Raw genomic sequence first — 11,661 nt, 5'->3', positions numbered from 1 at the left:
GAGACGAAGGAGAACGCACATGAGGATCGCCGTCGCAGGAGGAACCGGGACCGTCGGTCGACACACGGTCGAGGCGCTGCAATCGGCCGATCACGACGCCGTCGTCCTCAGCCGATCCCGAGGAGTGGACCTCGTGACCGGGCAGGGCGTGGGTGAGGCACTCGCCGACGCGGATGCGGTGATCGATGTCGTGAGCGTCGAGACCCTCAAGGCGAGCACGGCGATCGAGTTCTTCACCGCGGCGGCCGGGAACCTGTCCGCTGCGGCTGCCGACGCGGGTGTCGGACATCTCGTGCTGCTGTCGATCGTCGGGATCGACCGCATCCCGTACGACTACTACGCCGGCAAGATCGCCCAGGAGAAGATCGTCGAGGGATCCCGCGTGCCGTCGACGATTCTGCGAGCGACGCAGTTCCACGAGTTCGCCGGGCAGATGTTCGAGCGGGCGAAGCTCGGACCACTCCACCTCGCCCCGAACGCCCGCACCCAGCCTGTGGCAGCCCGTGAGGTGGGCGCGCGTCTCGCGGCACTGGCAGGGGCGGAACCGCAGGGCCGGGTACGCGACCTCGCCGGACCCCGCGAGGAGCAGCTGTCCGACATGGTCCGCGCTTTCGCTCGACGTCGCGGATACCGCGGCTGGGTGCCCACCGTGAACGTGCCGGGGCCGCAGATGGCGGGGATGAGGGCGGGCCATGCGCTCCCCGGCCCCGACGCCGACCTCGGGCACCAGGGCTTCGCCGAGTGGCTCGCCGCGCAATAGTGTCCTGGAGCCGGTCGGGGAACACGACGAACCGGGCGGAGGTTGCACCTGTGGTGATGACGCGAGAGCGTCCGAGGAGGTGCGGATGGAACTGACCCTGGTGTCGTCGTCGTTCTGCGGCGCGTGTGCACGGACCAGGACCGTGCTGGCCGAGGCGGCACGCTTCCTTCCCGACACGACCATCACGGAGATCGACGTCGCGCGAGACCCGGATACCGCCGAGAGACTCGACATCGAGGTCACACCGACGGTGATCATCCGCGACGCCAGTGGCCTCGAAGTGTTCCGCGCCGCCGGCGTCCCGACCGTGCCGCAGGTACTCACCGCCGCGGTCAGAGCGCTCCCGGCCTGAACCTCTTGCGGGCACGACGACCGCGGCGCAGACTGAGCCTCAGCGGCGCCGGCCGTGTCGTCCGTGTCAGCCTCCTGGAGTTCTCATGCCCGCTCTCAACCCGTACCTGTCCTTCCGCACCGAGGCCCGCGCGGCGATGGAGTTCTATCAGCGCGTCCTCGGGGGCGACCTCGTGGTGAACACGTTCGGGGAGTTCCCCGACATGGTGCAGGATCCGAGCCAGCGGGACCTCATCATGCATGCGCAGCTGGACACTCCGGACGGTCTGGTGCTGATGGCCTCGGACACCCCCGACGGCATGCCCTACGAGAAGCCGCAGGGGTTCTCGGTCTCGCTGAGCGGGAACTCGCAGGAGACCACCCGCGCCGTGTGGGACGGGCTCTCGGACGGGGCGACGATCACCATGCCGCTCGACATGCCCCCATGGGGCGGCCTGTTCGGGATGCTCGTGGACCGGTTCGGCATCCCGTGGATGCTGCACGGCGACCCGGAGGAATGAAGACTCCCCGGCTCAACGCGGCTGCACGGCACGACACGCGAGGTGCAGGGCGAGGCGCGCCTCCGGGTCGGTCAGATCGATCCCGAGAAGCTCCTGCACGCGTCTGATCCGCATGGTCACGGTGTTGCGGTGCAGGCCCAGCGCAGCCGCGGTCGCGGCGATGCCCGATTCGTGGTCGAGGTAGGCCGAGAGCGTGACGAGCAGTTCGCCGCCTCCCTCCCGCAGCGGAGCCAACAGCGATTCCGCCGCGGGAACGAACGTGTCGTTGCCGGTCCACGCGAGAAGGAGCTGCTCCAGTCCGAGACTGTCCACCCGTACGAACCATCCCGTCGCTGACCGCGATGCCGCGATGCGCGCCGCGTCGCCCGCCTCGTCGAGCGTCGTTGCGAGGCCTTCCGAACCGCCCTGGAGCGAGCCGACCCCGGTGGCGACGGTGAAATCGCGCAGCACCCCGAGATGCAGGTCCCGCAGAGCGGCGACGGCCCGCTCCACCTGATCCGGATCCGGCGACTCGGCGAAGGTCAGCCACCCGCTCAGTCCACGACCGGCCGTCGTCGCATGCGCCTCGCCGTCGATGGCGCTGAGGCCGGCGCTGACCGTACGCAGCAGCGAGAAGGAGTCGAGGCGGCCCCGTGCCACCATCCGGAAGCCGAGGTGATGTCCGCTGGTGCGCCACCCGCGCTCGAGCATCCGTCGTTCGACGTCGGCATCCGCCGCACCGTGCAGGTCGACGAAGTCCCGCAGCAGTCCGGACGACACCGCGACGTCGTTCACGGCCGCCACCTCGTCGATCAGGATGCGTGCGGCGACGGCGGGCATCGCGACCTCGGCCGCGACGGACAGCGACTGCACCTGCGCCTCGCCGAGCCCCCGACCGAACAGCACGAGCCGCAGACCGCTGCGCCCCGGGCTGTCCACGCGCACCGATGCGGCCGCAGCATCCCCGATGCTCGTCCGATCCAGCCAGGATTCGAAGCCGATCGCGGCGTGCAGCCGCTCGTCCAGGTGAGCACCCGCCTCCTGGAGCACGCCGGACGAGTCGATCAGCGCAGCTCCGACGCCGAGGTTCGCGGCGATGTGGCCGAGCAGGTCGGCCAGGTCATCGGCGGCGTACTCGAAGGACTGGGCGACCTTGCGCACCTGACTGAGCGTCAACGCATCCCGCGCCTCGATCAGCATCCAGCAGGCCCTCGCGAGCTGGATCGGTCGCTCGACATCGAGCAGGCAGAGGCCGATACGGTCTGCGAGGCGGAACGCGCCCGCGTCGAACGAGGCGGCTCCGGGGAGGGCGAGCCCCGAGTACCCGCGATCACGCAGGCGGCGCAGCAGTGCATCCTGCTGCCAGGTCGATGTCGGCGCTGCCGCCGTGATGATCGCGAGTCGGCCGGTGCCGGCTTCGACCAGCTCTGCCTCACTCGCCCCCACCGCGACGGCATCCCACAGTGCATCCACGGGTCCGGCGACACGCCTGAGGGCGCCGTTCTCGGAGTGGGCGAGCAGCGCGCTCAGTTGCAGTCTCTCGTTCACGCGGCGTCCACACCCTCGAGGCCGTACGCCGAGGGCAGCACCTTCGCGCGTCGGTCCGCTCTGGCGTTCCACCAGGGAGGCGCCGGGATCGCGAGCACCGCCACCGTGCGCGCGAGCCGGAGCTCGGTCACCTCGAGGATCTCGCGCGATATCGCGTCGACGACCACGATGATCTCCGGCGCCGACGCCACGAGACGGCCATCCGTGAGCACCGCGAGGGTCTCGGAGCGGCTGACCACGCGATGGACTGCGCCGGTGAGACCGCTGATCTCCACCGCGTTCACGTGTGGATCGTGCGCCCAGGGCGATACCGAGATGATGCGACCCTCGGCGAGCAGTTCCGCCCCGAGGACGTCCGCGAGCAGAGGGAGGGGTGCTGCCGAGGCTGCGAGGTAGGCCCGGCCCAGTTCGAGCGCGTAGGCGAGGTGTCCACCGATCGCGTGCTCCGTCAGATCGCCGACCGTGAACCCGCCGAGCACGGCACATCCGACCCCGCCCGCCTGGACGATCGCCGACCGCACCACCCTCTCGGCGTCGATCGCGCGGTGCGCCTCGACGAGCGCGACGCCGTCGGACCCCGTGTCGCACGCGAACACGAGACCGGGCACCTGATCCACGAACAGCGACATCTGGTCGAGGCCGGGCACTGCGCGACCGGTGCAGTCCGCGTCGACGATCACGTGTGAACCTGCGAGCGTCAGCGGAGCGAGGCCGTTCATGCCCCCGCCCTCGAGAGAGCAGACGGCCGGCACCGGATGGCCGATCCAGCGTTCGACCGCGCCCAGCAGCCGGGCGAACGGGTTCGCCCCGGGGAGCCGCTCACCGAGCAGCATCGTGGAGCCGACGAAGGCGACCCCCAGGCATGGCGTTGCCGGGTCCAGCGCCGCGACCGGTGAGACCTCGATCGGCCAGCCCTCGGCTCCGGCGAGCATCAGCTCGAGCATGGTCGTCGAGCCACCGCCGCCGGAGCCGAGGAGCGCATAGCCGCGGGCGAGCGCCGTGAGGTCGTCGCGCTGCAGCATCATGCGCTCCAGCCTAGGGAGAAACGCCCTCACCCGCGGCCAGCGCTTCGATCGGAGCGAACTCCGCTGCGAGGCCGAACGCCGAAGGTCCGAAGGCGGCGAGGGCATCGGGCGTGCGCATCATCTCCGGAGTGGAGATACCCATTACCCGGACGCGCTGACCGTACCGGAGCCCTTCCGTCGTGATGGGCTCGGCCGTCTCGTGATCGACCACGCAGATCAGGTCGGGGACGATCGCGACGAGCGTCTCGCCGCGGTGCGCGATGAGGTTCTCGTTCTGGAACGAGATCTCGAACGTGTCGCCCTCGTCCGCGCCCAGCGGTGCGATGACGGCTCGCCCCTTCGCGAATCCCTCGGTCGTGCGGCGTTCGACGTCGACGACCTTGCCGACGCAGAGTTCGCGCAGGTGCGGGTACAGGGTGGTCGAGAGCGTGCGGGCGATCGCCTCGAACGGCGAGCGATGCTCCTCGCGGGCGAGGCGGATCGCGCGACCGAGCGCGAGCGCCATCGAGATCGTGCGTGGCACGGCCGTCCTCCGCACGTCGGCTCCGGTCATCGCGTACTCGGCGATGTGCCCGACGCCGCCGAGACGGATGGTGATCCCGCGGGCGAGCCACTCCATCTGCCGGTCGTCGTCGCCCGTGTCGATCACGACCTTCTCGCCCCGTTCGCCGGCGAGGGCGAGAGGCGATCCGTGCACGCCGTACACGGCGAAGGTCTCCATCGACAGCTCGGGAAACGCCCGTCCCATGCCGTCGGCGTCGACCACGGGAAGCCCGGTCTCCGCGGCGACGATGAGCGGGATCATGGAGTTGATGCCACCGCATTCGATCGGCATCGTCGCATCGGCCTTGCGCCCCAGGTGCTCTTCGAGCGTGCGCAGAGCCAGCGTGGGCTCCGTGCCCGCGGGGATCTTCTCGATCATCACGGTCGGCGCCCCCATCTGCGCGGTCGGGATCACGAACAGATCGTCGGGGAGCTCGTCCGGGTCGAGGATCGTGATGCTGCCCTCGCCGAGAACGCGCTCGACGAGCATCTTGCCGATGTACGGATCGCCTCCCCCACCGGTACCGAGCAGCGTCGCGCCCCTGGCGAGGTCGGGCAGGTCGGCGGCCGTGAGCTGCCAGCTCATACGGCGGCTCCCGCCGCAGCGGTTCCGACGGAGACGCTGCCGTCGAAGCGGTGCGCATCCATGTCGTACCCGAAGTACCCGGGGCCGACCATCGCGAGCGCCGCCTGCGAATGCCAGCGCTCGTCGGCCGGAGCCGCGATCACCCGCACCCGCTGTCCGTAGCGCAGCGCCTCGGTCGTGATCGGCTCACCCGACTCGCCGTCGAGCACCATGATCAGGTCGGGCGTGGTCGCGAGGACGACGCCGTCGGCTTCCGCCACCAGATGCTCGTTCTGGAACTGCAGGGTCAGCGTCGCCCCGCCGTCGCCGTCGATGCGCGCGCGTCCCCGGGCGAAGCCGGTCGTGGTGGCCCGGTGCACGTCGACCACCTTGCCGTCGAACAGCTCACACCCGCCGAGCAGATCGACGACGCCCTCGACCGGGTCCGTCTTCGCGTCCCGCGCCGCCGTGATGCGCTCGCCGATCTCGATGCATCGGGAGAGCGAGCCCGCCACCAGCGACTCACGTGCGGCGGAACCCGACATCGAGAACCCGGAGATCATGACCGAGCAGCCCATCTCCACGCAGGCCACGCGGGCGATGCGCTCCGTCCAGGAGTTGTCGACCGTCTGCAGCACGCCGGTGTTGCCCTTCTCGTCGCTGAACGCGAGAGGGGAGGCGGTCACCCCGTAGAGGGTAGGGAGCACCATCTGCAGCTCGGGGAAGGCCCGTCCCATCCCGTCGGCGTCGACGAGCGGCAGACCGAGTGCTGCGGCGGCCGCGATCGGGATGGTCGAGTTGACTCCGCCGACCTCGGCGCACGCGATGTGGGTGATCGGACGGCCGAGATGGATGCTGAGCGCCTTGACCGGCTCGACGACCTCGGCGAGACTCGGCAGCTTCTCCACCATGACGGTCGGTGCGCCCATCATCGCGACGAACAGCACGAGAGCGTCGTCCGGCACCTCGTCGAGGCCCACGACCGTGACCTCACCGGCGGCCAGCGCCTGACGGGCGAGGAGTGCTCCGATGTAGGGGTCTCCGCCCCCACCCGTGCCGAGGACGGCAGCACCGCGGGCGAGTCCGTCGATGTGCGCAGACGTGATGGTCCAGCTCATGTCACGCCCCCATGTCGAGGTCGCCGACGGCCTTCACGCGGATGCGCGTGGCGTTGCCGGGGAGGTACGGGATCGGAACCTCGTCGAAGTCGATGATCGATACCGTCGAGGGTTTCGCACCCGCCGCGATCGCCTTGTCGACAGCTTCCGCGCGGACTTCGGCGATCGTCTCATCGCGACGACCGGGCTCGATCGCGTAGACCTTGTCGATCTCGCCGCCGACCTGGGCGATCGATGCGCCGATGGCGTTCGCGACCGCGTAGTTCTCCGGTCGGTGCACGGTGCCGAACAGGGGCAGCTCGTCGGGGAGCAGGATGGATCCGCCGCCGACGGCCACCACGGCGATGGGCTCCGGCGAGGTGCGCATGCGGTCGACTGCTTCGGAAACGCGCTCGGCGATGCGGGCGAGCACTCGCTGCACGAACACGGGGTCGAGGTGTGCGACCCTGCTCGCATCGCCCACCTGGGCGCGACCCGCGGCCACCGCGATGTCCGTGGCGGTGAGCGTGGAACCGCCGAAGACCAGGGCCTCGGTGGTCAGCCGGTACCCCACCGATGCCGGTCCGACCTCCGCGGTCTCCTCATCGACGATGCTGCCGCCGCCGATGCCGAGGGAGAGCACGTCCGGCATCCGGAAGTTGGTGCGGATGCCGGCGACCTTCACCTCGTTCGCCGTCTCCCGGGGGAAGCCGTTGATCAGCAGTCCGATGTCGGCGGTCGTGCCGCCGACATCGATCACGGCACAGTCGTCGAGACCGCTGGTGGCCGCTGCTCCGCGCATCGAGTTCGTCGGTCCGGAGGCGAAGGTGGCGACCGGGTAGCGGCGCACGTACTCCTCGTCCATGAGCGTGCCGTCGTTCTGGCTGAGGAAGATCGGCGCCTCGATGCCCTGGGCACGCACCGCCGAGGTGAGCCCGTCGACGATCTCGGAGGCGAGCTCACGGAGCGCGGCGTTGATGATCGTCGCGTTCTCGCGCTCCAGCAGCCCGATCCGTCCGATCTCGTGCGACAACGAGATGGCGGCATCATCCCCCAGCACCGACGCGACGATCTCGGCGGCCTGCACTTCGAGGTCGTGGTTGACCGGGCTGAAGACCGAGGAGATGGCGACCGAGCGGATGCCGTGCGCCTTCATATCCTCGGCGTGGGCGCGGATCTCCTCGGGGTCGAGGGGCGAGATCGGCCTGCCGTCGAACTCGTAGCCACCGTGCGCGAGGTAGCTGCGGGCCTGGGTCGCCTCGACCAGCACCTCCGGCCAGTCGACCAGCGGCGGCAGTGCGCGCGTCGCCGGAAGTCCGAGGCGCAGGGCGGCGACGGGCGCGAGACGGCTGGCCTGCACCAGGGCGTTGATGAAGTGCGTCGTGCCGATCATCACGGCGTCGATGTCCGCACCGGCGAAGGCGTGTCCGACCCGCAGATCCTCGATCGCCTGGATGATGCCGCTCGTCACATCGGGTGTGGTCGAGTGCTTCACCCCCGCCAGGGTGCGGGTGCCGTCCATGAGGACGGCATCGGTGTTGGTGCCGCCGACGTCGATGCCGATGTGCATGATTCTCGCTTTCCGGTGAGGGGATGTCTGTCTCGGGGCCGGTCAGGCCGCTGCTGCCGCTTCTTCGATCGGGGCCGCCTGTCGCGTCGTGGCGACTCCGACCCCGCGCACCCAGCCGAGCTTGCCCGCCACGATGTACAGCACCATGGAGAGGAAGAGACTGAGCAGGGACGGGATGCCCCACGTGACGAAGTATCCGACGAGTGCCGAGACGAGCCAGACGACGATGGTCGCGGGCACGATGCGCGGTGCCGTCGCCGGCAATGTGCCGGCTTCTCGGGTGGCGTCGAGCTCGGGGCGCCAGCGACGCACGATGTAGTACTCGGCGACCATGATCCCGGCGATCGGCGGGAATGCGACGCTGAGCACGATCAGGAACTCGGTGAACTGGCCGAGGATGCCGACTGCGGCGAGCACGGACCCGACGACGCCCAGCACGATCGTCGTCGTGACGCGGTGCAGGTTCTTGCCGAACGCGGTCGAGATGAAGTTCACCAGTCCCAGCGTGGAGGAGTACAGGTTCCAGTCGTTGATCTTCAGGGTGCCGGTGAGCACGATGAACAGACCGATGAAGCCGACCGACGAGGTCACGATCGCGACGATGTCGCCGCTGGCGGCCGCGTGGGCGAGCAGCACGCCGGCGAGGCCGATCACGAACTCGCCGAGCGAGACGCCGACCACGGTCTGCTTGATGACGTCGGCGCGGGAGCGGTTGAAGCGGGTCATGTCACCGGTGATGATCGCGCCGACGATGAGACCGCCGGCGACGATGCCGGTCCCGGCCCAGACGCTCATGGTCGGACCAGGGGCAGGACCGGTGAGCAGCTCGCCGATGTCGTGGCGGGTGAGCTCGGAGATGACCGACCAGCCGACCAGGATGAGGAACAGCGGCACGGTGATGTTCGCGAGCCACTGCATCCCCACGAAGCCGAAGGCCACGATCGCGGTGACGGCGAGACCGAAGATGAGGCTCCAGGCCCACACCGGCAGGGCACCGGGCATGAGCGCGTCGAGAGACTGGGCGGAGATGGCCGACTGGATGCCGAACCAGCCGATCAGGCTGATGCCGATCGCGAGGCCGACCAGCGAGGCGCCGATCTCGCCGAAGCCGGTCCAGCGGGCGAGGAGTGCGGTGTTCAGGCCTTCGCGCTGGCCGATGAAGCCGACCACGCACATGATCACCTCGAGGATGAGCGAGCCGAACAGGAAGGCGAGGACGGCCTCGCCGAAGGTCATGCTGTAGCCGAGGGTCGCGCCGAGGAGGAACTGCGAGAGGGCCGAGACCTGTCCGAATCGCTGCACGGCGATTCCGAACCAGGGTTTGCGGGCCTCCGGAGTCACTCGGGAGAGCGCGAAGTCGTCTGCGTGCGCCGTGCGTGCCATGAGGATCCTTCGGGAGGAGGAGGACGGGTTGTGCGCCACAGTAGCGACGCTTCCCACGGCCCCGACATGTGCATATCGCACGAGAATCACGCGAGGATGTGCAGGTCGCACACCTCAGGTTTCTCGCCTCGCTATCCCACCTGCCTCAACGCCGAGACCCACGCTCGACGCCGAGACCCACTCCTGCCGACGCGGGCAGGAGTGGGTCTCGGCACCAGGCGTGGGTCTCGAGGACGGCCTGGGGCGCGTGGAGTCAGTGCAGCGCGTTGGTCTCGATGAAGGTGCGCAGGGCCTGTTCGTCGTCGCCCATCTCGGTGACGTGCTGAGGCGCGTCGAGCATCTCCTGCAGCTCCGGCGCGTAGCCGAGCTCGACACCGATGGCCTCGTGGATCGTCTCTGCGAACTTCTCGGGCTTCGCGGTCTCGAGCACGAGCATCGGCACGCCGGGCTCGACATACTCGCGGGCGACCTTGACACCGTCGGCCGTGTGCGGGTCGATGACCTCGCCGGTCGCCTCGTACACCGCGCGGATGGTCGCCAGTCGATCCGCGTGCGTAGACGTGCCGCTGACGATGCCGAACTCTTCGAGGAAGCGCTCCTTGTCGGCGGAGAAGTCGAAGTGGCCCTGCGCCTCCAGATCGTCCCAGGCGCCGACAACGCGAGCGGGGTCGCGGCCGACGAGCTCGAAGATGAAGCGCTCCAGGTTGGACGCCTTCGAGATGTCCATCGAGGGACTCGACGTGGCGAGGGTCTGGGCGGCGCTGCGCGGTCGGTAGACGCCCGTGCGGAAGAACTCGTCCAGCACGTTGTTCTCGTTCGCGGCGAGCACGAGGCGACGGATCGGGAGTCCCATCTGCTTCGCGAAGAAACCGGACAGGATGTTGCCGAAGTTCCCGGAGGGCACTGTGAACGACAGCTCTGTCCAGCCTCCGGCATCGGTCGCCCGCAGCCAGGCCCAGAAGTAGTAGACGGTCTGCGCCGTGATGCGTGCGAGGTTGATGGAGTTCACCGCGCCCAGGTGCTGGGCGCGCTTGAAGTCGAGGTCGCCCGCGAGCTTCTTCACGAGGTTCTGGCAGTCGTCGAAGACGCCTTCGACCGCGATGTTGTGCACGTTCGCGTCATCGAGCGAGAACATCTGCGCCCGCTGGAACGCGCTCATGCGGCCCTGCGGCGACAGCATGAACACGGCGACGCGCTCCTTGCCACGCAGCGCGTGCTCCGCCGCCGAGCCGGTGTCTCCCGAGGTGGCGCCGAGGATGTTGAGCACCGCGTCGTTGCGCTCCAGCGTGTACTCGAGCACCTGGCCGAGGAACTGCATGGCCATGTCCTTGAACGCGAGCGTCGGGCCTTCGGAGAGCCCGACGAGCGTCAGGTCGTCGTCGATCGCGCGCAGCGGCACCACACCGTCGGGGAAGTCGGCGTACGCGGCATCCGTCATCCTGGCCAGGTCTGCACGGGGGATGTCGGTGGCGAACAGCCCGAGCACCTCGGTCGCGAGTTGCGGATACGTCAGCGCACGCCAGCGCTCGAGCGTCTCGCCATCGACAGTCGGCATGACCTCGGGCACCGCCAGTCCGCCGTCGGGCGCGAGGCCCTCCAGAAGCGTCTCGCTGAACGACTGCGGCTGCATGCCGCCGCGGGTGGAGATGAACTGCACGTTGGCTCCTCGGCTCGGGACTCGGCCCGTCCATTCTCGCAGGGTGTTCCCCGTCGAGTTGACGCGATGACGGAGGCGGGCGCTGCACTCAGAACAGCGAGGTGGGCAGTGCCCCTTCGTGCTCCAGCAGCCAACGCTTGGTCTCGAGCCCGCGACCGACGTCGCCGCCCGAATAGCCGCCGAGTCCGTCGCCGGCGACGACCCGGTGGCAGGGGACGATCAAGGGCACGGGGTTGGCTCCCATGATCGAGCCGATCCCCCTGGCGGGCACCGCGGTTCCGCTGCGTGCGGCCAAGCCGCCGTACGTGATCGTCTCACCCTGCGCGACGGTCTCGTGCAGGGCAAGGAGCACAGCTCTGGTCGCCGCGGTCTGCACGCCGAGGTCGACCGGCACGTCGAAGCACCGCAGCCTGCCGTCGAAATAGGCTCGGAGTTGCGCGAGAGCTTCCGTGAGCAGCGGATCGGCGCCCGGCTCGGACACCACCACACTCCCGTCGGGCGGAGTCGACCGCCACGTGACGCGGGTGATCGCCCCATCGTCGCTGACGACTCCGACGACGCCGACCGGAGTCGCGAGCGTTCCGAAAGCCGACATGCGTCGAGAGTACCGCCCGTTCCGGACACGCAGACCGGCCGAACGATCACGGCGCGGATGAGCGATCTCGCGGGGAGAGGGTATGGCG

At 69.3% G+C, this 11,661-nt stretch carries 11 protein-coding genes; 3 read left to right on the top strand and 8 right to left on the bottom strand.

What is annotated here, in order from left to right; all coding sequences use genetic code 11:
* Window positions 1-19: 19 nt before the first annotated feature.
* The 3 genes from AAY78_RS05145 (at window position 20) to AAY78_RS05135 (ending at window position 1,611) form a co-directional block, all read left to right on the top strand.
* Window positions 20-760 carry an SDR family oxidoreductase gene (locus AAY78_RS05145; protein ID WP_046747276.1) on the top strand — a complete coding sequence of 247 codons (741 nt, stop codon included), beginning with the start codon at window positions 20-22 and terminating at the stop codon, window positions 758-760.
* Between the two features lie 85 nt (window positions 761-845).
* A complete protein-coding gene (locus AAY78_RS05140; protein WP_046747275.1) occupies window positions 846-1,112 on the top strand; it encodes a thioredoxin family protein in 267 nt (88 codons plus the stop codon).
* An 85-nt stretch (window positions 1,113-1,197) separates the two neighbouring features.
* The gene (locus AAY78_RS05135; protein ID WP_046747274.1) at window positions 1,198-1,611 is read left to right on the top strand and encodes a VOC family protein; all 414 of its coding nucleotides are present in this window, start codon (window positions 1,198-1,200) and stop codon (window positions 1,609-1,611) included.
* 12 nt (window positions 1,612-1,623) lie between these two features.
* Here the strand turns inward: AAY78_RS05135 and AAY78_RS05130 are convergent, their stop codons facing one another.
* From AAY78_RS05130 to AAY78_RS05095, 8 genes are all read right to left on the bottom strand, one after another.
* On the bottom strand, window positions 1,624-3,138 hold the full coding sequence (locus AAY78_RS05130) for a PucR family transcriptional regulator (protein ID WP_046747273.1): 1,515 nt from the start codon (window positions 3,136-3,138) through the stop codon (window positions 1,624-1,626).
* Window positions 3,135-4,163, bottom strand: a complete 1,029-nt coding sequence (locus AAY78_RS05125) for an S-methyl thiohydantoin desulfurase domain-containing protein (protein ID WP_046747272.1) — start codon at window positions 4,161-4,163, stop codon at window positions 3,135-3,137. The genes AAY78_RS05130 and AAY78_RS05125 overlap by 4 nt, the downstream gene beginning before the upstream one ends.
* Window positions 4,164-4,173: 10 nt before the next feature.
* A complete protein-coding gene (locus AAY78_RS05120; RefSeq protein WP_046747271.1) occupies window positions 4,174-5,292 on the bottom strand; it encodes a DUF917 domain-containing protein in 1,119 nt (372 codons plus the stop codon).
* The gene (locus tag AAY78_RS05115; protein WP_046747270.1) at window positions 5,289-6,389 is read right to left on the bottom strand and encodes a DUF917 domain-containing protein; all 1,101 of its coding nucleotides are present in this window, start codon (window positions 6,387-6,389) and stop codon (window positions 5,289-5,291) included. Before AAY78_RS05115 ends, AAY78_RS05120 begins: the two co-directional genes overlap by 4 nt.
* Before the next feature lies 1 nt (window position 6,390).
* Window positions 6,391-7,938: a hydantoinase/oxoprolinase N-terminal domain-containing protein gene (locus AAY78_RS05110; protein ID WP_046747269.1), complete on the bottom strand. Its 1,548-nt coding sequence runs from the start codon at window positions 7,936-7,938 to the stop codon at window positions 6,391-6,393.
* Between the two features lie 42 nt (window positions 7,939-7,980).
* The gene (locus AAY78_RS05105; protein WP_046747268.1) at window positions 7,981-9,321 is read right to left on the bottom strand and encodes a purine-cytosine permease family protein; all 1,341 of its coding nucleotides are present in this window, start codon (window positions 9,319-9,321) and stop codon (window positions 7,981-7,983) included.
* A 253-nt stretch (window positions 9,322-9,574) separates the two neighbouring features.
* Window positions 9,575-10,978, bottom strand: a complete 1,404-nt coding sequence (gene thrC, locus AAY78_RS05100) for a threonine synthase (RefSeq protein ID WP_046747267.1) — start codon at window positions 10,976-10,978, stop codon at window positions 9,575-9,577.
* A gap of 88 nt (window positions 10,979-11,066) precedes the next feature.
* Entirely contained in the window at window positions 11,067-11,573 is a 507-nt protein-coding gene (locus AAY78_RS05095; protein WP_046747266.1) for a methylated-DNA--[protein]-cysteine S-methyltransferase, read from the bottom strand.
* Window positions 11,574-11,661 lie beyond the last annotated feature (88 nt).

It is taken from the genome of Microbacterium sp. Ag1, assembly GCF_001005635.1.
GTDB classification, from domain to species: Bacteria; Actinomycetota; Actinomycetes; order Actinomycetales; family Microbacteriaceae; genus Microbacterium; species Microbacterium oxydans.
The sequence above is the reverse complement of the archived record's forward strand: the minus strand, read 5'-3'. Positions and strand labels throughout refer to the sequence as shown.